Source organism: Aquiflexum balticum DSM 16537 (assembly GCF_900176595.1).
Classification (GTDB): domain Bacteria; phylum Bacteroidota; class Bacteroidia; order Cytophagales; family Cyclobacteriaceae; genus Aquiflexum; species Aquiflexum balticum.
On record NZ_LT838813.1, the window covers coordinates 5,230,120 to 5,252,091 of the forward strand.

Annotated in this window: 20 protein-coding genes; 6 read left to right on the plus strand and 14 right to left on the minus strand. The window is 37.0% G+C overall.

Annotation, left to right across the window (positions count from 1 at the left end; translation table 11 throughout):
• Positions 1 to 76 precede the first annotated feature (76 nt).
• Positions 77 to 1,870, plus strand: coding sequence for a sensor histidine kinase (locus tag B9A52_RS22115; protein ID WP_231955676.1), 1,794 nt, complete (start codon positions 77 to 79; stop codon positions 1,868 to 1,870).
• Here B9A52_RS22115 and B9A52_RS22120 read toward each other — a convergent pair.
• The gene (locus B9A52_RS22120) at positions 1,822 to 2,838 is read right to left on the minus strand and encodes an aldehyde dehydrogenase family protein (RefSeq protein WP_084122779.1); all 1,017 of its coding nucleotides are present in this window, start codon (positions 2,836 to 2,838) and stop codon (positions 1,822 to 1,824) included. The two genes, B9A52_RS22115 and B9A52_RS22120, sit on opposite strands and share 49 nt — an antisense overlap.
• A 140-nt stretch (positions 2,839 to 2,978) precedes the next feature.
• On the opposite strand from B9A52_RS22120, the gene B9A52_RS22125 reads away from it, so the two are divergent.
• From B9A52_RS22125 to cas6, 5 genes are all read left to right on the plus strand, one after another.
• Positions 2,979 to 3,326, plus strand: coding sequence for a 4Fe-4S binding protein (locus tag B9A52_RS22125; RefSeq protein ID WP_084122780.1), 348 nt, complete (start codon positions 2,979 to 2,981; stop codon positions 3,324 to 3,326).
• Between the two features lie 171 nt (positions 3,327 to 3,497).
• A complete protein-coding gene (locus B9A52_RS22130) occupies positions 3,498 to 3,827 on the plus strand; it encodes a DUF3276 family protein (RefSeq protein ID WP_084122781.1) in 330 nt (109 codons plus the stop codon).
• A 121-nt stretch (positions 3,828 to 3,948) separates the two neighbouring features.
• Positions 3,949 to 5,031 (plus strand): AI-2E family transporter, encoded by a 1,083-nt coding sequence (locus B9A52_RS22135; RefSeq protein WP_084122782.1) that lies wholly within the window; start codon positions 3,949 to 3,951, stop codon positions 5,029 to 5,031.
• 14 nt (positions 5,032 to 5,045) lie between these two features.
• Positions 5,046 to 6,143: a redox-regulated ATPase YchF gene (gene ychF / locus B9A52_RS22140; RefSeq protein WP_084122783.1), complete on the plus strand. Its 1,098-nt coding sequence runs from the start codon at positions 5,046 to 5,048 to the stop codon at positions 6,141 to 6,143.
• A 106-nt stretch (positions 6,144 to 6,249) separates the two neighbouring features.
• Complete coding sequence (gene cas6 / locus B9A52_RS22145) at positions 6,250 to 7,119, plus strand: CRISPR-associated endoribonuclease Cas6 (RefSeq protein ID WP_084122784.1); 870 nt, start codon at positions 6,250 to 6,252, stop codon at positions 7,117 to 7,119.
• Here the strand turns inward: cas6 and B9A52_RS22150 are convergent, their stop codons facing one another.
• The 13 genes from B9A52_RS22150 to rhuM all read right to left on the minus strand — a co-directional run bounded on the left by B9A52_RS22150 (position 7,120) and on the right by rhuM (position 21,942).
• Positions 7,120 to 7,815, minus strand: coding sequence for a 3-keto-disaccharide hydrolase (locus tag B9A52_RS22150; protein WP_084122785.1), 696 nt, complete (start codon positions 7,813 to 7,815; stop codon positions 7,120 to 7,122).
• A gap of 208 nt (positions 7,816 to 8,023) precedes the next feature.
• Positions 8,024 to 8,233, minus strand: coding sequence for an SDR family oxidoreductase (locus B9A52_RS22155; RefSeq protein WP_197687255.1), 210 nt, complete (start codon positions 8,231 to 8,233; stop codon positions 8,024 to 8,026).
• A gap of 69 nt (positions 8,234 to 8,302) precedes the next feature.
• Positions 8,303 to 9,448, minus strand: coding sequence for an IS110 family RNA-guided transposase (locus tag B9A52_RS22160; RefSeq protein WP_113926323.1), 1,146 nt, complete (start codon positions 9,446 to 9,448; stop codon positions 8,303 to 8,305).
• Between the two features lie 251 nt (positions 9,449 to 9,699).
• Positions 9,700 to 9,834, minus strand: a complete 135-nt coding sequence (locus B9A52_RS26415; RefSeq protein WP_262483136.1) for a hypothetical protein — start codon at positions 9,832 to 9,834, stop codon at positions 9,700 to 9,702.
• A gap of 105 nt (positions 9,835 to 9,939) precedes the next feature.
• Complete coding sequence (fic, locus tag B9A52_RS22165; protein ID WP_157370260.1) at positions 9,940 to 10,806, minus strand: protein adenylyltransferase Fic; 867 nt, start codon at positions 10,804 to 10,806, stop codon at positions 9,940 to 9,942.
• A gap of 109 nt (positions 10,807 to 10,915) precedes the next feature.
• Complete coding sequence (locus tag B9A52_RS22170) at positions 10,916 to 11,131, minus strand: hypothetical protein (RefSeq protein WP_084122788.1); 216 nt, start codon at positions 11,129 to 11,131, stop codon at positions 10,916 to 10,918.
• A 148-nt stretch (positions 11,132 to 11,279) separates the two neighbouring features.
• A complete protein-coding gene (locus B9A52_RS22175; protein WP_084122789.1) occupies positions 11,280 to 11,486 on the minus strand; it encodes a hypothetical protein in 207 nt (68 codons plus the stop codon).
• Between the two features lie 189 nt (positions 11,487 to 11,675).
• Positions 11,676 to 12,404 carry a M48 family metallopeptidase gene (locus B9A52_RS22180; RefSeq protein WP_084122790.1) on the minus strand — a complete coding sequence of 243 codons (729 nt, stop codon included), beginning with the start codon at positions 12,402 to 12,404 and terminating at the stop codon, positions 11,676 to 11,678.
• A gap of 3 nt (positions 12,405 to 12,407) precedes the next feature.
• On the minus strand, positions 12,408 to 15,572 hold the full coding sequence (locus B9A52_RS22185) for a type I restriction endonuclease subunit R (protein ID WP_084122791.1): 3,165 nt from the start codon (positions 15,570 to 15,572) through the stop codon (positions 12,408 to 12,410).
• Positions 15,569 to 18,049, minus strand: coding sequence for a DUF262 domain-containing protein (locus B9A52_RS22190; RefSeq protein WP_172805263.1), 2,481 nt, complete (start codon positions 18,047 to 18,049; stop codon positions 15,569 to 15,571). The genes B9A52_RS22185 and B9A52_RS22190 overlap by 4 nt, the downstream gene beginning before the upstream one ends.
• A 1-nt stretch (position 18,050) precedes the next feature.
• Complete coding sequence (locus B9A52_RS22195; protein WP_084122793.1) at positions 18,051 to 19,916, minus strand: DUF262 domain-containing protein; 1,866 nt, start codon at positions 19,914 to 19,916, stop codon at positions 18,051 to 18,053.
• The gene (locus B9A52_RS22200; RefSeq protein WP_172805264.1) at positions 19,913 to 21,088 is read right to left on the minus strand and encodes a restriction endonuclease subunit S; all 1,176 of its coding nucleotides are present in this window, start codon (positions 21,086 to 21,088) and stop codon (positions 19,913 to 19,915) included. The genes B9A52_RS22195 and B9A52_RS22200 overlap by 4 nt, the downstream gene beginning before the upstream one ends.
• A complete protein-coding gene (gene rhuM / locus B9A52_RS22205) occupies positions 21,085 to 21,942 on the minus strand; it encodes a RhuM family protein (protein WP_084122795.1) in 858 nt (285 codons plus the stop codon). Before rhuM ends, B9A52_RS22200 begins: the two co-directional genes overlap by 4 nt.
• Between the last annotated feature and the right edge of the window lie 30 nt (positions 21,943 to 21,972).

Here is a 21,972-nt window from a genome sequence, read left to right on the forward strand (position 1 = left end):
ATGATGTAAAAATGAGCTTTTTGAACAAAAAAATTGCCTAACTTTCAATTCTTAATTAAACCCGTCCCACTTGGAATTGAATATTTTTTCTTTAATCCTGTTATTATCAGGGATATTTTCTATTGGAGTTTCCGCAGTTATTATCTTAAGACTCGGAGATATGATCCGATGGTTTGCCATCACTATGCTTCTGATTTCCATTTGGGCTTTGGCGTATGGCTTCGAATTATCCAGTCAAAGTCTGGATACAATGCTGTTCTGGATTAAAATAGAATATATCGGCATATCCTTTGCACCGGCCGCTTGGTTGTGGTTTTGCCTGAAATACACGGGGTTGGAAAAATGGATAAATTCAAAAACGGCTGTTTTGATTTTCACTTTACCATTGGTCACCTACCTGCTTGTTTTGACCAACAGCTACCATAATCTACATTATAAAGAGGTTTTAGTGGATTATTCAGGTCCCTTCCCACTATTAAGTATTACCATCGGTCCCTGGTATTATATCAATACAGCCTTTTTTTATCTTTCCTTGATTTTTGGAAATATACTTTTATTGGTCCGGTTTAATAATGCTGATTCTTTATACAAAAAGCAGTCTAATCTTTTGATCATTGCCGGATTTGTACCTTGGGCATTTAATATTGTTTATCTCTTTGGATTCAGACCATTTGGCCATATTGATATGACCCCATATGCTTTTTTGTTTTCCTATATATTCATCGGAATAGGCTTGTTGAAATTCGACCTATTTGATTTAAAACCTATAGCGAGAGATAAAGTATTTGAATTGATTACAAAGGGCATTTTAGTCCTTGACCCCAAAGAAAGGATAATTGACTTTAACAATCCGGTATTAAAAATCCTCAACAATCCAGGTCACTCGCTGATCGGGAAATCCATCACAGAAGTATTTGGTGAGAACCATATTATCGATTCCCAAATTAAAAAAAGAGAAAAAATCTCTTTTGAACTTGCAATGGATCTGAATGAACCCAAAATGTATTACTCTATCAATATCATTCCCATTTTTAACAAAAAAAATGTATTCAGAGGAGCAATAATTTTGATGGTGGATATTACCTCCCAAAAAGAAAACCAAAACAAACTCCAACAACAAGCAGAGGAACTCAGAAAAACCAATTCACTCAAAGACAAATTATTTACCATTATTTCCCATGACCTTAAAGGACCCATTCTTGGTGTCAGAGAACTGATTAAACTTACCAATGATGGTGTAATCAGCAGGGATGAATTTTTCGATATCCTTCCCGAAGTGAACAGAAATATGGATTCTGTTTCAGTATTGCTCGAAAATCTATTGGCTTGGACCAGCAGTCAACTAAAAGGAGAAATGATTGAAAAGAGCGTTTTCAATTTAGAGTCTTTGATTCAGCAGCAATTTTCCTTGTTTGAAAAAACTGCATCTCAAAAAGGAATTCGATTGAAAATGGAGAAATTTGGTGAAAGTGACGTATATGCCGACAAGAATATGATAGACCTTACCATCAGGAATTTAATCAGCAATGCGATGAAGTTTTCAGGTGCAAACGACGTGATATCAGTGGTATTGAAAGAGAAAGAAAGCGAGGTCTACATAAAAGTCAAGGATACGGGAGCGGGTATAGATCCGGAAAATCTCCAGAAATTAAGAAACAAAGAATCGATCACGACATTAGGAAAAAACAAGGAATCCGGCACAGGTCTCGGACTATTACTTGTTCAGGAATACATAGCAAAAAACGGGGGAAAACTTTATATCCAAAGCATTTTGAACGAGGGAAGTGATTTCAGTTTTTATTTGCCCAAATTCAGCGCAAATCAATCTAAACCAGACAAAAACGACAAAGTATCCACCCCATCTGCATAATCCCCCAACGAAGGGCATTGGGCATTTCCAAAATCAATGGTTCCGGGGTACCACCCATGGTTACTGACAATACATTGAATTTTTTCTTTATTCTCTGATAGGAGCCGATCTAATCCGGCACGTTCATCATAAATCTCATAAAACAAAACAGCAATCGGAGAAACCATTAAGTCACTTTCCTTTAAAAGGAGGAAGCCATTATCCAAATGATCATCCTTATTGACCAGATAAATGGATTTATTGTACTCATAGTTATTAAAATATTTATAGTGATTGGCTATATGCTTAAAATCTGCTATCGCATCAAGAAAACCAATCAGCTGACCTTTATCTTTAATGTAAATTTTTGACACATTCCTACAGCCAAGTCCGAAATATTGAAATACATCTTCAGCCAACCTTCGAAAATCCTCATTTTTTTCGCTTCCATCCAGAATACCCACAGAGGTCCTGTTCTTTCTGATAATATGCGGATATTTTCCAAAGTAATAATCAAAATACCTTGCCGAATTATCACTTCCTGTAGCTATATAGGCAGTTTTGGATTTCAGCATTTCTTCGATGGAAATAAACTTATCAAATCTTGGCTCAATAGCAATAATTTGGTCAATGATCCATCTCATCAATACCTGATCTGAACTGCTCAACTTGACACATGCCTGATGTCCCGCCATCAATACACACAGCAAGTCATCAAATCCAACAGCAGGAATATTTCCTGCCATTAAAATGCCGATGCTTTTGGGGTTTTTGATATTTTGCAGATCATAAGGTTCAATCCATTTTTCCAGTTTTTCTTTGGTGAGATTAGCCCTCAAAGCCTGGATGGCACTTTTCGTGTTTTCAGGAGTAAACCATGGATTGTTATTTTCAACTTGGATGGCCAATTCAGAAAAATCATTCTGAAAAAAACTTTCGAATCTTTCTCCCAATCTGACAAATGCCTCTATTCTGTCCTCAAGCGTCATTTATTTAAATTTTGACCAAAGATATTCAAAAGTAAAGGAATAAAATTTTGAAAGAATGATTAAAAATTAATTAGCATGACAACTTTTTTTTACGTGATTTGTTAAATGATTATTAATTTTGTGAGATAAATCGATTGATTATGGCAATAATGATAACTGACGAATGCATCAACTGCGGTGCATGCGAACCTGAATGTCCCAACACTGCTATTTATGAAGGCGGCATTGAGTGGACCTGGGCGGGTGGAACCAAATTAAAAGAAGTAACACTCCCTGATGGTACCGTCGTAGATGGAAATGAAAAGCAAGAACCGAGATCTGACGAGTTTTACTACATAGTCACAGAAAAATGTACAGAATGCACCGGATTTCACGAAGAACCGCAATGTGCGGCCGTTTGTCCTGTGGATTGCTGTGTGGATGATCCTGAACATAGGGAAACAGAAGATGAATTGATGTCAAAGAAATTATTCATGCATGGAGAGTAAGAAGAGGGGAAACCCTCTTTTTTTTGATTTCTTGAAGGTTAAAAACGCATTTAAGCACTGAAATTGATTGTTTTTAAAAAAAACCGGATAATCCCTTGAATATATTTTTTGAATTGATTTAACTTGTCACGTTAAATTATTAAAAATCCAAACATTTTAAAACCTTGCACAGTGGAAGACTATAGAGGAAATGACAGAGAAGAGATCTTCTCAAAAAGAGTAAAGGCTGGAAAGAGAACTTACTTTTTTGACGTGAAAGCCACAAAATCCAATGATTATTATTTAACTATCACAGAAAGTAAAAGGCGCTTAAAAGATGACTCCTTTGTATTTGAAAAGCATAAAATTTTCCTATACAAAGAAGATTTCGGAAAATTTATTGAGGCTTTGCAGGAAGCCGTGGACCATGTGAAGACAGATCTTTTGCCCGATTTTGATTTCTCTCAATTTGATAACGATGATTCGCAAAGTGAGTTTGACGATGAATTGAAATGGGAGTAAACCTTCCTTTTTGATTAATCCGGAAAAGGAAACATCAATAGGTAGATCCCGGTCAATCATTGATTCTAATTTCTTCTATAATATTTCGATGTTTCTTTTTCCTTTATAATATTTGATCTTTATGAAAAGGCCGGTCTTATACCTCATTATTGCAATTCTTGTTTTTTTCCTATTAGGCTGGTATTTTTCGAACATTACGCAATATTTTATTTTTTCTTTGGTGATTGCGGCCATTTTGAGACCGCTTACCAACAGAATCAATTCTGTACACCTGATGGGCCAACACGTTCCGCGATGGTTGTCGATTCTGTTGTCCTTTGCTTTGGTAATCAATGTAATATTCCTGATCAGCCTGCTTTTTGTGCCGCTTATCAGCGCTCAGATTCAAATGATTTCTTCTTATGATCTGGATTACATTTATGAAAGGATCCAAAATCCAATTGGGCGGATTGAAGATTTACTTATTCAATTTGAAATAATTAAAAGTGAGCCGGGTTTTTTGATTATGCAGGTGCGGGAGAATCTTGTGGCCGGCTTCGGGAAGGTCAATTTTCAGGGTTTGATCAATACCATCATCAATACTACAAGTTCCTTCCTGGTCGCCGTCATGGCGGTAAGCTTCATCACCTTTTTTCTTTTGCTGGAAAACGGTATGTTGAGAAAAAACATCATGAATCTGATTCCCAACGCCTATTTTGAACTGGCGGTTTCGACTTTCAACAAAGTGGAGAAATTGCTTTCCAATTACCTTGTGGGCCTTTTGATTCAGATTACCTGTATTTTTTCATTGGCTGCGATTGGTCTTACCCTGATGGATATTGACTATGCGCTCACTATTGCCATGTTTGCAGCAGTGGCCAATCTTATACCCTACGCAGGTCCTATTTTGGGAACTGCCTTTGGGGTGATTGTCGGATTATCTACCGGCAATTTTGATCAATCAAATGAAATCACCCTGATGATTTTTAAGATTCTGTCCGTATTTGCCATGGTACAGGTTACTGACAATGTTATTTTACAGCCATTGATTTTTTCTAAATCTGTAAAAGCACATCCGCTTGAAATTTTTGTTGTTATCTTTGCCGGAGCAAAAATCGCCGGTATACTGGGGATGATATTTGCAATCCCTGTTTACACCATATTTAGGGTTTCTTTCATGGAATTCTATATCGGGTATAAAGAATATAAAATCTTTAAAATCTAAAAAGACAATTATTAATGGCTTTACAATGTGGTATCGTTGGACTCCCCAACGTTGGAAAATCTACTTTATTCAATGCAATTTCAAGTGCCCGGGCCGAGGCGGCAAACTTTCCTTTCTGTACAATTGAACCCAATGTCGGAGTGGTGACAGTCCCGGACAAGAGACTCAATATTTTGGAAGTGCTGGTCAAACCCAATAGAGTGGTGCCCACAGTAATAGAATTTGTGGATATTGCCGGTCTGGTTAAAGGGGCAAGCAAAGGTGAAGGCCTGGGAAATAAGTTTTTGGCAAACATCCGGGAAGTGGATGCCATCATACATGTGATCAGGTGTTTTGAGGATGAAAATATCGTTCACGTGGCAGGCGGAGTTGACCCGATTTTTGATAAAGAAGTCATTGATACAGAACTTCAGCTGAAGGATCTGGAATCCGTCGAGAAAAAGATTGCACGGATAGAAAAAATAGCCAAGTCAGGAGACGCCAAAGCAAAAAAAGAGTTGGAGGTCCTTAACCAGTTCAAGAAAGGACTTCAGGAGGGCAAAAATGCCCGCGCTTTGGAAATCGAAAAAGAGGATCTTGAAGCAGTCAGAGACCTGCATTTATTGACTATCAAACCTGTCCTGTATGTAGCCAATGTAGATGAGAACAGTATCATTGACGGCAACAAATTTGTCGAACAACTCAAAGAAAATGTGAAGGAAGAGAATGCCGATGTAATAGTACTCTGTGCGGCAATCGAATCTCAAATCGCGGAATTGGATGAACCTGAAGAAAAAGAATTGTTTCTTTCCGAATATGGATTAGATGAAAGCGGATTGAATAAATTAATTTCAGCTGCTTATAAATTATTGGATCTGATCACTTATTTCACTGCCGGCGTTCAGGAAGTGCGGGCTTGGACCATTAAAAAAGGATGGAAGGCTCCACAGGCTGCCGGAGTGATTCATACTGACTTTGAAAGGGGATTTATCAAAGCTGAAGTAATAAAACTTTCTGATTATGAAACCTATAAATCGGAAGCTACGTGTAGAGATAACGGCAAAATCGCCATTGAAGGGAAGGAATATGTAGTTCAAGATGGTGACATCATGCATTTTAGATTCAATGTTTGACAAAAGAATTGAAAAATAATTTGTACTTTTGAAAGAAACCAAAGTATTTGCATAACCTTATTAAAAAATAGTTAAATAATTGTTTCATTTTCATTTTTAAAAAACCGTGAGAATTAGATTAATATTTTCGTTAAAAAACAAAGGAGCTTATTTGCCTTTTCATCATCAGTACATTCTGGCTCAATTCCTGAAAGGTTTGATTGTGAAAGGTGGTAAGGAAGAGTTTTTCAACTACAATTACTTCAATTTCTCTGGTCTGAAAGGTCAGACCAAAATTAGTAGAAGTGGACTTCACTACTACTCCAGCCTAGTTACTCTAGTACTTTCATCACCCAATGAAGAGTTTATGGATTATTTGCTGGAACAGGTATTTGAAACTCCGAAAATTGAGTTGGGAAATCTAATCCTATCACCCGAGTACACCGAACAGGAAACAGAACCTACCTTGGAGACATCAAACAAATTTGTTTGTATTTCCCCATTGGTACTGTTGACCCCTGCCTTCAATGATGAGTCAGGTAAAAGATTTATCAATCCGGATACAGATGAATTTTCTGATCTGTTGTATGAATCTACACTGACCAGAATGGAAAGATCAGGCTGGTATTCACAGGAACAAATGGAATCTTTCTACAAGTTCCAAGTGGTACCGGATATGAATTATGTAAATAAGTTGAGAGAGCAGCAAAAGAAATTTGCCAGAATCTACTCCGTTTATGACATGGATGTCAAGTATGAAGTAAGAGGATACACCCTTCCTTTTACACTTTATGCTGCTCCAGAAGTTCAGGACTTCGTGTTCAAATGTGGTCTGGGTGCTTTCACGCACAAAGGATTCGGTATGCTTGATTTAGCAAACCATGCAGTCAATCAGAGAACAGAACCTTACAAATTCAAAAGAGAAGGTTTTATTCCCTACAAAGCACATGATAAATCGAAACCTTCTGATTTAGAGGAAGGAAAAGAGGAAATTTAATTAAATCCCGGTTTTAAAGCCGGGATTTTTGTTTGTCAGGGGTAATTCTTTGATTCGGATATTGCGGAACTGGAGGACATCCCCATGTCCCAAAAAACCAATATGCCCACTGCTGCGCTGAAGTCCTGGATGGTTCTTTTGATCCATTGTTCCGTTTTTGCTTGCTTCCAGGTAATCCCCTTCCAGAATGACAGTCCCATTGAGAATCACCTTGATCTTCGGATGCTCGACAATGACCTCCTGCTGATTCCATTCCCCTGGGGCTTTCAAATAGCCACGCTTGGCAGGCAAGACGCCATAGACTGAACCGTGGAATTGGTAGTCCTCAAGATTGGCATATTTCTCCGCTTCATTGTCCAAAATCTGGAGCTCTTTGCCTACATAAGCGGCATCCCCTTCCAAAGGCGCATGAATGCCAAGACCATTGTTGGCACCTGGCGTCAAGAGAAACTCAAACCGTAATATAAAATTGCTATACTCTTTTTCTGTGAAAAGATTCCCACCGCCACCACCTTTTGGGTCGATCGTAATCGTCCCGTTTTCAACTCGATATGCTGATTTATTCCCTACCCACCCATCCAGGTTTTTCCCGTTGAAAAGCGGGGTAAACTCAGTGTCGGGGATTTCCTGAGCGAAGGTGGTACCAAAGCCAAAGTATAGTAATGCAGCGAGGCAAATTAATGTTCTGTTTATCATGGATCAAATAGCTTTATAATTAAGGAAATAGATAAAAAATTAAATGTATGATAAATCATTCATAAAAGAATAAAAACCAATTAGTGAATGATTACTAATTCAAAAATATAGTTTTAATTGTTATTTTGGGATAAAAATGGGCATTGATCCTGTTCATATTTTTCGTTTGTTAACGTAACCTGAACAGGGCGGATCCACGAACAGATCATCACAATATCCCCGCAACTGATCCGCCTTCCAGTTTGGTGGCCGCTCCATTGGTCGCAGATGCCAATGGACTGCAAAGGTAGGCAATGGTATTGGCAATCTCTTCGGTACTGGTAAAGCGATGAATTAAGGAGCTGGTGCGCACGTTTTTGAAGAAATTTTCAGCCACTTCCTTTTCACTGATCTGCTCATTTTCCGCTACGTTCTGCAAAAACCTTTCTGCCCCCACTGGGTGTAGGTACTATCTTTAAAATCAAGATTATTTTAATTTTTTTTACCTTTACGATACCGGAGAGGAAGCATACAGTGATCGTTCACTTGGATGTTTACCTTGTGTAGTGCCGACTTGATCGGCACTATTTTTTTCAGCTTTTTCAAAGCTGACCGGAGAGGGAAGCTCCAGCTCCTGTTCTTTGGATATTTCGGGTTGATAATCCTCAATAAACGGCATATTGTTTTTCCATAATGCATAGATGGTAGTTAGGATTTTCTTTTGGACAGCCACATAGCTTTTCATTTTCAAGCCATGCTTTTCGAAAGTGCGGTTGAATAAGTTGTAGAAAGGTTTGACCTGATAGGTTATTGTCTGGAATGCCGGCATGAACATCGCGCGCCTTATCCTTGAGTTTCCTTTTTTTGAGATCCTGGTTTTTCCGTTGGTTTTTCCGGATTGGTTTTCGACGACATCATATCCGCAATAGCTTACCAGCTGTTTGTTGTTTTCAAAAAGTTCAAAGCCGTTGGTTTCGGCCAAAACTATTGCCGCTGTAAGGATACCCACTCCTTTGATCGAACAGATATTCCCGACCTTGCCCCATACTTCTGCCTTGGATTGGAGGTGGTTTTTGATTGTGGATTCAAGCTGTTCTAGCTGTTTATCGATCAGTTTGATCATGTTTTCCAACTGCTTTTCAACTGCCTTGGAAGAATACATGCCGTTTTTAATGGCATGGAGCTGATTTCTTGAAGCTGTCTTTTGTTCCTGCAGGCTCTGGTGATGCCTGGTCAGGGAACGGAGTTCATAGAAAAACCTGCCAAACGGCGACCAGGGAGACAGGCATTGCTCGGCTCCCATCTGAGCCAATCCCCGGGCATCGATCGTGTCGTTTTTAGATTTATTTCCAAGTGAGCGAAGATAGTTTTTCGCCTTGGTAGGCAAAACCACAGATACAGAATAGCCCTTTTCAAACAGGTACAAAGCACAGGTTTCATGGTAATTCCCCGTAGCTTCCATACAGATTACCAAAGGGACGTTTTCATCCTTTCGGTTTTTTTTGATCCAAGAATCCATCGATTTAAAACCGGTTTTTGAATTTGGGAAAGTCTGGGTGGATTTCACCGTTACTTTTTGACCTTTATCTATGGAAGATAAGCAGCCATTGATAGATTTACTAGAAACATCCAGTCCGACAGAATATTTTAACATAGGATAGAAGGTTTATAAAAACAGTATCCCCTCTTGTTCTTAACTCATCGTTATGGAGCATTGAAGGAGTTCTTCATGCCTGGGTACTATTCAGATTCGAAGAGGAAAAAATAAAGGTGTGATCCCTACACCGCAGTATCAGCATTGCTGTACTTAATTTGCAAATCAGGCTACACCTTTATTCTGTTTTTTGGTTCAGTTTAAAGATATGAATTTGCAATTACATCCTTCTATCCATACCATCAAGGTAGCTATCGGAAGTAAGGCAAAGGAACAATTCCGGGAATGCCGTTTTTGATTTCATAGATATCCAATCCACCGTATGGATTTTCCTTGATGGTCTTGGAAGGGGTGATGGAAGGTAGGCCGTTTTGGGTGTCAAACACTTCAAAGCCTCCATATTAATATTGCGGAAGCAGGTACTTTTCAGCTGCACAAAAAAGCCGTTATGGGCAGCTTCAAAAGATCAGTATAGCGAAGAGTTTCTTTGATCATTCTTCATAGTAGTAGGAATAGTCGATACCTTTCATAAACATTTCCCTGTCATGAATTTTCGTTGTCAGTGCGGTTTCTATCAGTTGCTTTAATATGCTGCTGTCAACTGTACTGATAATCATTGCGTTCATATAATCCTCTTTTCTTATTTTACTCCAGTCCACACATTTTTTCAGATATTTTTTAAGCATCAAATCCAGCCATACTCTTGTACTTCTGCCGTTTCCTTCCATAAAGGGATGTGCCTTGTTCATTTCGGCATACTTTAAAATGATCTCTTCCAGTGTGGTTTGTGGCAGGACATCTATCTCTTTCAATTTGCTCTTTAAGTTTTGGGCATAAACAAATTGATAGCCTCCCTTTGAAATGCTCTTTTCTCTAATCTGACCGGCAAAATCATACAAACCACCAAATAGATAGGCGTGTATTTGTAATAGCCCTTTGGTGGTACCGATTTCAAATTCGTTAATTAAATTATTTTCAAAAAGAGTATAGGCTTTCTTTTTGCTTTGCCCGTCAATGCTCGTATCGCTGTAAAGGAACCAATCCAAAAATGACATTGCCTTGTTATTGGGAAATTGTTTGGCCAATTCAATGACCCCGCTGCTATTCAGGGTATCTGTTCTGTATTTTTTACCGTCAGCAGCTGTTAATTTGAGTTGGGTAGTAGTACTAACCAACTGACTGTTTTCTTTCTTCAGCTTGGCTTTTAGGTATTTCCAATAGTTGCGGGTTTTGGTATAATTCGGTTCTTCATTCAGAACCCCAACAATATCCAACACACTAAATCTCCATTGGGAATGTTCATCATCCCAAATAGCCCGAACCTCTTGGTCATTAAAAAAGCGGATGGATATTTTCATTTGTTCTGCTTTAAATATAGACAATTCAAGAGTCTAACTGTCAATATAATTTGAATACTATGTGACTAATCCTATTAAAATTGACAACATACCTAACTATTTGTCTTTGTTATTCCTTGATGGTCCTGGAATTTGTGATGGAAGCCAGGCCATTTTGGGTATCATACACTTCATATCCTCCATGGTAGCTGGGTTTGATAACCTGGGGGGGTATCATATCCGGGATGCTATATTGTGTCCCATATACTTCCTTGGTACCATTGGGCTGCACCTTGATGGTTTGGGAAGGTAGGATTTCCGGAATCCCGTTCTTGTTTTGGTACACATTCAGGGATTGGGGGAAGTGCCGGGTTTGATGGTCGTACTTCGATTAATAGACGGGATACCGTTTTGGGTCGGGTATTTCTGGTAGGCCTGGGCTGAAAGGGTCAAGCAGAAGAGGAAGGAAACGAGGGTCAGGAATTGGGTTTTCATCAGATTAAACCTAAACGTTCTTTTTCTTTTTTAACTTCTTCAGCCCTTTTTGCTTTCATTTTTTCATAATTTTCTTTTCCATAAATTTTATGGAAATACTCATCATCTACAAACGGGATATGAGAATCTTTATCAGAATCAAGATAGAGATTCCTTAAATCCCTATCCAATTCTTCATCTGAAATATTCATTTTATCTTTTGACATATTTAAATATATTGAAATTTCCTTAAGCAGTGGTAAAGCTCATCGGAATTTTATCCTTTGAAGATGCAATTGGCACTAAAAGGGGTGGTCAACATCATCGGAACAGGTGGTCAAGCTGGATCGGAATATAAAGGTTTATCAGTCGTGCTTGGATTAATAGACGGGATACCGTTTTGGGCGGGGTATTTCTTAGTATGTCCACTCACCATGGCTTACTGGCAAACGGTTTAATTCTTCTTTGTAAAACTTCCATTGTGGCATATACTTCTCCATTAAGCTTAAGAAACGGTCATTGTGATGTCTTTCTAATAAGTGTATCATTTCGTGAACAACAATATATTCTAGGCAATGAGCAGGTTTCTTAGCTAATTCTAAGTTTATCCAAATTCTTTTTTTCTCAATGTTGCAAGTTCCCCATTTGGTTTTCATTTGTTTTACTTGCCAGCCGTCAACAGTAACGCCCATTTTCTTTTCCCATTTGTCGATGATGGGTTGAATGAGTTTTTTCAATTCTGACCGATACCACTCATTTATGATAATTTGTCGCTGTTCGGTGGTGCTGTTTGGTCTGACGTAAAGGTCAATAAATGTTTTGGTCTTAAAAACCACTTTGGGTGGCGCTTCTTTTTCAATTATTCTCAATAAGTATCGTTTTCCAAGAAAGTAGTGGCTTTCACGTTCTTTATATTGTCTTGGTGGCTGACGGTCTTGGGCTTCAAAATTTCTTTGGTGCTTTCTTATCCAACTGATTTTTGAAATGGCGAAAAGTCTAACGGCTTCATCATCAATTCTCAATGGTGCCGCAATGCGAACCCTGCCCGTAGGCGGATAAACTGCCAAGTGCATATTTTTTATGTCTTTGCGAACTACATCAATAGAAAGCTGAGAAGTGATTTGTAGAATTTTAACTTCCTCCATTGCCTATTTGTATTCCTTTTGCTGCTTTATGACTTCAAAAATTGGGTCTAATTTTTCAAGCTTATTGTAATTTTTCAGAACAGGCTTTACCACTTTATTCTTCAAATGTTTTTCCTTTGATAATGTGCCTTCCCAATCATCGTATTTGCCATAGATTACTGCACTGTCCATTGCAATGGTCAAAGGTTCGTCCCTATCTAAATTGTCATACAAAGCACGCTTGCCTTGGGTGTTAATAGTTGAGGGATATTCAGGGCTTGTTCCGGGTTCTTTAATTTTGACAGCAAGCTTCAGTATTTCTTCCAGATATTTTTCATATTCCCCGGCTTCCTCATTTCTTAGCTTAATGAGTTCGTCAAGCAACACACTCATTTTTTCATAGTAAATAGGATTGGTTGGGCTTTCTTCAATAATTACTTTTCGAAGGTTGTTTTCAATGGTTTCCGCCATTGCTTCTTTGTTCTTTTTGATGCCGTCAGGCAATTTGTCCAAAGCACCCTTACCCTCCTTTACCAGTAACTCAACCAAACTAAAATCATCAAAAGCAGATACTTTTTTGCTTTCTTCAGCTGCAATGTAACTGTCAATCAAATGTCGCATCGCAGGCTCGTATTGTTTTAAATCTACCCAATCGCCACTTGCTAATTGGATTTCCTTTCGGACACTTTCAAAATGCTTCAAGTCATTTTTTATGGCTTCAATTTCCGTTGGTTTGTAACCTGCGTCTTCCATTTGATCCGCAATGTTGGCATAAGCACGGATAAGCGAAATCACAGCTTTGTATAATGCAACCCTTTTTGGTTCGGTGTCTTTCAAATCATCTTTCAATTGTGGATTACCACAGAAATAGGCAATGTATTGCTGTGTGCCTTTAGGAGGAACTACCGGTTCGCATAGCGCTTTGATGGTTTCCAAAGCATCGTCTAAGCGTTCTTTGCCTTTAGTCAAACGGTCGCCTAACAATCCCTCCACATCGTTTTTGTCGTAATCCTCAAAAGCCTTAGAGGTAAAATCTTTATAAGCACTTTCCAAACTTCCGAACAAATCCTTGTAATCAATGATGTAACCGTAATCTTTATCTTCCCCATCCAATCTGTTCACCCGGCAAATGGCCTGAAATAAACCGTGGTCACGCATACTCTTATCAATGTAAAGAAAGGTGGCACTTGGTGCATCAAAGCCAGTTAGCAGTTTGTCCACCACTATCAGCAACTTCATTTGTGCAGGCTCGTCAATAAAGCGCTTCTTGACTTCATCTTCAAAGTCTTCTGTGGTTTTGCCGTTGAGCATTTTTTGATAAATACCATACTGCATCAATTTTTCAGTATATCCCTCCCCTTCTCCCTTGATGTCGCTGTGCGATGGGGCAAAGGATGTCACAATAGCACAACGGGTAAACCCTGCATCCTGAAACAACTGATAAAAACGGCAGGCATTTAAAATACTATCCGAGACCAAAATGGCGTTTCCCCTACCGTTTTGCAGACGTTCGCGGGTTTCCATATCCAACAAGATGTCGGCAACAATCTTCTGCAAACGACCAACAGAACTGAACACCTTTTTCATCGTGCCCCATTTCTGTTTGAGTTCTATTTTGGCAAAATCGGTCAGTCCTTTTGTTTTACTTTCAAACCAAAGGTCTATTTTGTCCAAAGAAGTTATTTTTTGCTCGATGTCTCTGGCTTCATATCGTAAATCCAATACAACTCCATCCTTGACCGCTTCATCGAATTTGTAGGTATGGATGTATTTCCCAAAAATTGTAATGCTTTGTTTCTTATCGGCTTGCATGATGGGAGTCCCTGTAAAGCCTATAAACAGAGCTTTTTCACCTAAAATTTCTCGCATTGCCTTATTCAAATCTCCGCTTTGTGACCTGTGACATTCATCTACGAACACATAAAAATCCCCCTTAGGCTTAAAATCTTTGGGCAGGCTATTCTTTAATTCTTCCAAATAGCTGTCATAGTCTTTTGTTTTATCAGCACCTTCGTCTTTGTTGCCAAACTTGTGAATGAGTGAACACAACAGCCAAGGTTTGGTGTCGTTCAGTTTTTCGATGAGTACTGCTCCTCCACTTTTGCCATCTTTTGGGATACATCTAAAAATATCTTCTCCAACGCCTTTAAAGACCTTTTCAATTTGTTTGTCCAACTCATCGCGGTCAGTGATGATAAGCACCCTTGCATTTGGATTGTATTCTCTAATCCATTTGGTAAGCCACACCATGGTCAGACTTTTACCGCTTCCCTGTGTATGCCAAATGATTCCCCCTTCCTTTTGGCGGATATGCTCTTGTGCGGCTTTTATTCCAAAATATTGATTGGGTCTGCAAAACTTCTTTTGACCACGGTCATACACCACAAAGTCATGGAGAATTTCGAGCAACCGTTCTTTTCCCAACATTTCAATCACATGCTTGTCGAGCAGATTATCTGCTAAGTCAGATTGCTCTCTGATGGGTTTGGTAAGTTCTAACAGGTGGGTATCATGCCGGTTAAATTCTTCACTTACTTCTTTCCATTTCAAATAATACTTTTCAGAAGTATCAATGGCTGCATACCTTAAACCTTCCACATCTTGCCCTGCCATTACCAATTGGATAGTGGTGTAAAAAGGTTTGATAAACAGGTGTTTTTGGTTGTCGTTGTTTTGGCGGATGCCTTCGGAAACTGAAACTGTGCTTCGTTTCAGTTCCAATACTCCAATGGCTATTCCATTGAGGTAAATTACAATATCGGGTCTCTTGGTTCGACCCAGCTCACCACTAGTACTGTGTTGTCCCCTTATGGTTACTTCTTCTGCAATGGCAAAGTCATTTTCCTTCGGGTTATTCCAATCTATCAGGTAGACAGTCTGTTTATTTTGTCCCGCTTCTTCCTTTACATTGATGCCATAGCGTAAAGCTGCATAGACATTTTTGTTGGCTTGGTACAGGTCATCGCTGGTGTTGATGGTAACGGTTTTTTTAAACTCAAAAAGAACTTTGTTGATAAGCGATAGGCTGTGCCCTTGCTTGGTTAAGAAGGCTGTCAACAACGCTTCATCCACATTGCTGTTTTCTTCTTCATGCTCAAAATTCCCCAAATACCGATATTTTAAAACTTCCTGAAAGAGTTTTACAAGTCGGTTTTGGGTGGCACGTTCTATCTGTCCTACTTTACTCATTCTAAAATTGATTTCAATAATTTGGAAATGGCAATCAATGCTTTCCCATACTCCTCCGCCACTCTAGATTTATTCATTGAATAAACCATCATTTTATCCATCTTTATAAATTCGGAATTATCATCAAACTTAGTTGAACCAAATTCAATTACAAAGGCGCAATTTTCACTATTGAAATTGGGTTCATAAAATAAAATTACGGTTTCATTATTCAACTCAATTTCAATCTTAGGCTTATTGGATTCACTTCTCCGTCCATTCACTGAAATATATTTGATGTGGGATTTTTCTATTTTCAAATCAAGATAAAGCGAATAAGAATATAAGTCCCCGTGCTTCCCAATTAGAGTTAACTTTTCCAAAAGTTTAATATCCCATACATTCTGCCAATCAATCAGGCGATTTTGTAAATAGGAAATATTCTGAATGTATTTTTTATCAATAAAAAACGATTCCCATGTTTGTTTTGAATAATTTACCAATGAGCTATCAGAAATATCCAAAGATGTTGTTTCGTCCAAAACCGCTTTTAGATATTTTAATTTTGTTTCATCATTAAAAACTTTCCTCCAATTGTCTTGCCGTACACGAAGGCTACCAGCGTTGGATTCACAAAATGAATATTTACTATTAGAATTAACTAAATAAATCCCTTTTGAAAGTAACAATCGGTGAAAAAGAAAATTATTTGCTTCAAGCTGATTAAATATTTTAGACAGCTTATCGCAATAAAACTCAAATTGAAGATAGTCATTTTGATTATCTAAAAGATTGAAGATGAAATCAATTTGACCATAGAAGTAAGTGTGATTCTCTATTTCTATAATCTTCATCTTCCATTTATCGGACTTGTCGAAATATTCTATTTTTTTGATTTCTTCTTTTAACTGGCTATCAAAGAACTTAATACTAAAGTTTTCTGTGCTAATAGCTTTCTCAATTTCACATTTATGAACTGATAGCTCGTTAATTGCCTTTACAGCATCTATGAAGTTGTCAGGATTTTGTATGTAGGTATTGTAGATAATATTTCTGCAAATCCGCATCCATTGTTTTAATTGCTCAGTAGTTTCAATTTCAGACAAATCAATAGAATTATCAGAAATAAATATTAAGAAAGCATAGTAAAAAACTCTGTCAGGTAACGATGGGTTAAAATTGTCTGATAAAAAAATGAAGGGTAATTTTGCCTCTTTATTGGCATTTCCCAAAAATGGAAAAAGTGTAATGTTTTTCAAATTATCATGTAATTGACCTAAATCAATATCATATAACTTGGTCAGGCAAGAAAAAGTAAAGTCCAAACTTTCCGAACTAAAAAATTTGGAATCTTCAAATTCTGCAACTGAAATAAAGCCTTTATCCTCGTTGCTTTCTCTGATTTTTTCAATTAGCTCTTTATTGATAACTATTCCAGATTGTTGTTCTTTATTTTTAGGTTCTTTTGGAGTTCTTGTAATGTATTCATAAAGGTTTATGCTTTTTATAAAATTGTAAATTAAAGCATCTACTTCAAAAGTGTTCTCAGGTTTGTTTTTCCAGAACAAATCCAACCATTTTGTGTCAATTTTATCAGACCACTTGCTTTCTGATATTTTGATTCCATTTGATTTAGTGTATTCGTGTAGCCAGGATTTAAAATGCTCAAAGTCTGTCAGTTGTTTTCCTCGTGCATTCATTTTCACATACAGCTCATCAGTTTGTTCGTAGTCGTCTAAATCCAAAAAGTCAAAGGTTATATTTCTATTCTTTGTTAAGTTCGTCCAGTAAATAATTAATGAATTATCATCTACCGATTTTAGTAAATCGTGTATTTCTTCTAAAGTAGTAAGCATTCCTTGAACTGATGGGTCTTTCTTCCAAATGCTGTAAAATAAAGGGCTCTCTTCTATGGATTTTGTAATTGACTTATCTTTCTCAAAATTCAAAAAAGTGCCCGTGGTTATTAAAAAGGTGCAAAACTCTTTGGTGGAGTTTCTGGTCTTGTAACTAAATCCTTTAAGTTGACTTAACGTAACTTCTTTATCATCAACCTCAATTCTTTTCAAGATGTACCAATGCAAAAGGTAAAGTGTGGTAAGTCTTTGCTGCCCATCTAAAGGTATAAAATTGCTATTGATCGAGTCATTAATTGTGTCGGGTACTTTGATTTTCGGGTCGAAATCAATATTGCATTGGTCTGCATATCCTTTAACTGCCAGTAAAATATTTTCAATGGCCTCTTTGTTTTTGGCAAAAACAAGTTTCTGATTTTTACCCCCAACCCTTCCATATACAAAATCAAGATGAATAGATTTTGAAAAGTCCTTCAAAGCATCTATTAAATCTTTAATAAATTTTTTTCTGATAGGATTAATTCTGCTGCTTTTTCGCCCTTGAGCATAATCTCTCTGAATAACAGGAATTTCAATTTTATGATGGCTAATTATATCCATAAAGGTTAGCACATTATCATTTGTTAAATGTTGACTTTCCATATTATGCATTGCTCAAAAAATTTTCTAATTGTTCTTCAATAGCCGATATATAATCTTCACGGTCTTTTTTGCCCCAATAGGTAAACTGAATATGCCGGGTATCTGCTGTGTAGTATTTTAAAAACACATTCTTTGTAGCAATGGGAATGAATACCTTATGTTTTTCCCCTTCGATTTCAATTTCTCCTTTATTGTCAATCTCTAATATCATCTCACGTTTTCTTATAAAAGTATTATTGCCTAGAGACGAATTGGTATTCTTGTCGAGTAAACAAAGATTATCTATGTTATCTTTGTTTAGGATGTTGATTAAAGTATTGTGAAAAGCTAACAGCTTATCTTTAATTTCTCTAAGCTCCTTGTTCTTCAATTCTTCTAAAAGATTTTTAGATTCTTGCAGTTTAGCATTATCGACAATATCTTCTAGTAAAGGTTGAACATCTTCAAGCCAATCTATAAACTCTTGTTTATCAGTAAATTTGTCAGCTTTTTGTGCGTGGATATGTTCCAATGACCATACTTGAGTTTTGAGCTTGTCAAAAGGAAAGCGGTAATTGAAATCGCTAATAAAATAAGTAGCTATATTAAAAAGATGTAAGATGATTTTTGTCTCTTTTGGACTTTTGTAATCCAACTTAGCTATTTCAAATTCTAGTTTATAAATGGCAAGAATAGACTTTAATTGATGCTCAAAGTCAATTTTATTTTTTATTGTCTTCTTGTCTTTGTAAATCGAAATTAAATCTGGAATAGTTTTAATTTCCAAGTAAATAATTATACCAATCAAATGATAAAGTAATCTGTCATCATACCACTCCTTTAAAAGTTCAAATAGGTCTTTTAATTTTTTCCAATTATCTATTGATTGGTCAATGCTCTTGTTGGATTTTAAATAGAAATGGTAAGCAAAAAGATAATCTTCTGTTTTTACTGATTTATTTGAAAGGATATCGAAAAACAAATCAATCCGATTGTATCGTTTTTTATCGGATATATCGTTACTCACAAAATACCAGAAACGGTCGTCTTGCAATTGTGCTTCAATATTGTTCCACTCCTCTGCAAACTGATTAATGTGAATGCTTCTGATTTCAAGATTAACTATTTCTTTAAATTTTATTACAAACAAAGCTTTTATCAATTCTGCCTGTTCTAACTGTATTTTACCCTGATTGAAGTTGATGAATATTTGCTCCGCATTTTTTGTTTGAACTGGTACCTTTTCAACTTCAGATTGATTTTGAATGTTGTACCATATCACTTTAACGTGCTGCAAAAGTTTATCAATAAAAGTCACAATGTCTTTCCTCTGCGACCATTGATAAACCAGCATACTAGTTTTGAAAAAATGGTAATTATCTACATTGTCATTTTCTGGATTATGTGTTATGTACAACTTCCAAATTTCATTTACCTGTCGATTGGTTTCTTTTATATTGTCGGGCAGCAAATCGAACGCAACAGGCTGAATATTAGCAATGTTGTTTAAAAATGATTCGCTTTCAGGTCTTGTTTTGTAAATGAGTTGAAAAGGTAGTTGATCTTTTGCCAACAACGAAAGAATAATGAAGATATTGGTCAAGCGTTGCTGACCATCAATTAGCTCATATACAATGTCTTTATTTGCAATATTTTTATCTATTATGCGTGAATCAGTTTCCTCTATCTTTTTTACAACCACTGGCTGCAAACAATAAAATCGAGACCCAATCACTTCAAATTCATCAATATCAAATAGCAAATCCAGCACTTGCTGCACATCCCATTTGTAGCCTCTTTGGTAAGCCTCTACAAAAAAGGTCATTCCATGTAGTTCGCTAATTCTTTTTAGCGTGCAATTGGAGTTTTTATTAATTACTTCTCTCATACCAACCTTATCCTCCCCGTTAATAAATTCTGCATCATCCCTAATTTTACCTTTTTGTATTTCTCCAATTTGATTTCTAATGCATTGATTTCGGCATCCATATCGGAAAGAATTGTGGCGATGCGGGTTTGTTCTTCTCTTGAAGGAAATGGAATTATCATATTTGAAATCATATCTCGCCTAATAGAATCAACAGAAGATTTTGCTGTCATTTGCATCATCCTTTCATAAAAATTATTTTTAAAATACAGGAAAAAATATAAACCAATTATACAACTATTGAAATCACTTAGTTTATAAACCCTTTGATGAAAATCGAACTTCCCATTGTAATAATGCATTACTTTACCGGTTCCTACTCCATCCCCTGCTATTAAAATGGCTTCGCCCTGATAAGAAAATGAATTGATTCTTTCAATGTTTTGTGAACGAACAAAAAAGGGATACATGCCATCTTCAATTCTATCCTGAGTATTTTTCGCTCCTGTTGAAATATTTGCTAATGAGCTAATTGGTAAATTAGTCCAACCTTCCTTCGGCAGCAGCAGTTTTTGCATTGCACCTTGCTTGATGTTGCGTTTTTTGGCAATGAGTTTTTCTAAATTGCTTATCAAGGCATCGGCATCAGATAGGGCGGTGGCTATGGCGGTTTGTTCTTTTAGACTAGGGTATGGAATATTAAATTTTGCTAAATCAAGACAGCTAATTACAGGTTGGGCTCCTTCTTTTTGAGCATCTAAAATTTGTCTTACACCAAGAGGGCTAGTTAAACAACATAGAATATATTCTTTAGCAGCCTTTGTTTTATCAACTGCAATTCTCGCTGTACTTCTAGAAACGATTGCTTTATCTAACCAATCGGGAGCAATAACAACTTGTCCAATTCCAGCCCCAACAACCGTCATTATTAAATCATCTTTATTTAATCTGGCATTTTTGTATTGATTTTCTAATTCGGCATTCACTCGATGCATTTCATTAGAATTACTCCAACCTTTGGAATAATCTTGACTTCTTAACATCAAGCAGCCATTTGGCTCAAATTTTCCAGGCTGAACAATTCCATAACGAATGCTTCTGTTGGCTTCAATAACCTCAAATAATTTAGTCACCTTCCAATCACTTGGAATTAAGCCCACTTCAGTTTGTTTGTATTCCTCTGTTACTTTCATTTTACATTTTTCAATTTCGCCAAAACATCGGCAGTGAGTGAATCCATTTTTGAGAAGGCAAACCATTTTTTGCCCAGGTCTTTGAGTGATGCTCCCAAATGGTAGAGTTCTTGTTGGTCAATAATCAGAAAACGGTCGTGGCTATCGGCAAAGGTTTTTAGAGCGATGGACGGGTATTGGCTGTTGTGCTTGGCTAAGTCTAATCGGAGTTGTTTAGAAATGGTTTTTGTGTAGATGGTTGCGTTTGTATTTTTCGGGCGTTTTGCCAAAAGGGTCAGGACCGTTTCATCCACATAGTTATCAATCAGTATAATATCGGTTTTGGCTTTTTTAATGATATCCGCCACAAATACATAAGCATCAAAAATTTGTCCTTCAAAGAAAATGCCTTGGTTAGGAAGTTCTTGTGTTTTGAGTTGCAGAGATATTTGTTTAACCTCCTTGCTCAGGCTGTCGTAATTGTTTTCTATTCTGTCCATCCTTTGGTTCAAGGCATAGCCTTTTAATAAAAAATCTCTAAGCACATTGGTAGCCCAAATACGGAATTGCGTGCCTTGTTTGGATTTTACCCGATAGCCAACAGAGATGATGACATCAAGATTATAGTATTCAATCTGTCTTTCAATTTTTCTTTCTCCTTCCAGTTGAACTGTCGCAAATTTTGCGACAGTTGAAATTTTATCAAGTTCGCCTTCAGCAAAAACGTTATTTATATGCTTCCCTATGGTTTTCACATCTCTGCCAAACAGTGTAGCAATCTGATTTCTATGGAGCCAAACCGTTTGGTCATCAAGTCTTACCTCAATGTGCTCTGCAATATCACCTGATTGATAAAGGACTATTTCATTTTTCATTAAATTCAAAAATGCATTATTGTGGTTTAT

Coding starts and splice junctions, on each gene's coding strand:
- B9A52_RS22195 (WP_084122793.1), bottom strand. CDS start 19,916: ATGAGAGAAGTAATTAATAAAAACTCCAATTGCACGCTAAAAAGAATT.
- rhuM (WP_084122795.1), bottom strand. CDS start 21,942: ATGAAAAATGAAATAGTCCTTTATCAATCAGGTGATATTGCAGAGCAC.
- B9A52_RS22160 (WP_113926323.1), bottom strand. CDS start 9,448: ATGTTAAAATATTCTGTCGGACTGGATGTTTCTAGTAAATCTATCAAT.
- B9A52_RS22150 (WP_084122785.1), bottom strand. CDS start 7,815: ATGATAAACAGAACATTAATTTGCCTCGCTGCATTACTATACTTTGGC.
- fic (WP_157370260.1), bottom strand. CDS start 10,806: ATGAAAATATCCATCCGCTTTTTTAATGACCAAGAGGTTCGGGCTATT.
- B9A52_RS22185 (WP_084122791.1), bottom strand. CDS start 15,572: ATGAGTAAAGTAGGACAGATAGAACGTGCCACCCAAAACCGACTTGTA.
- B9A52_RS22175 (WP_084122789.1), bottom strand. CDS start 11,486: ATGTCAAAAGATAAAATGAATATTTCAGATGAAGAATTGGATAGGGAT.
- B9A52_RS22135 (WP_084122782.1), top strand. CDS start 3,949: ATGAAAAGGCCGGTCTTATACCTCATTATTGCAATTCTTGTTTTTTTC.
- B9A52_RS22180 (WP_084122790.1), bottom strand. CDS start 12,404: ATGGAGGAAGTTAAAATTCTACAAATCACTTCTCAGCTTTCTATTGAT.
- B9A52_RS22190 (WP_172805263.1), bottom strand. CDS start 18,049: ATGGAAAGTCAACATTTAACAAATGATAATGTGCTAACCTTTATGGAT.
- B9A52_RS22125 (WP_084122780.1), top strand. CDS start 2,979: ATGGCAATAATGATAACTGACGAATGCATCAACTGCGGTGCATGCGAA.
- B9A52_RS22120 (WP_084122779.1), bottom strand. CDS start 2,838: ATGACGCTTGAGGACAGAATAGAGGCATTTGTCAGATTGGGAGAAAGA.
- ychF (WP_084122783.1), top strand. CDS start 5,046: ATGGCTTTACAATGTGGTATCGTTGGACTCCCCAACGTTGGAAAATCT.
- B9A52_RS22200 (WP_172805264.1), bottom strand. CDS start 21,088: ATGAAAGTAACAGAGGAATACAAACAAACTGAAGTGGGCTTAATTCCA.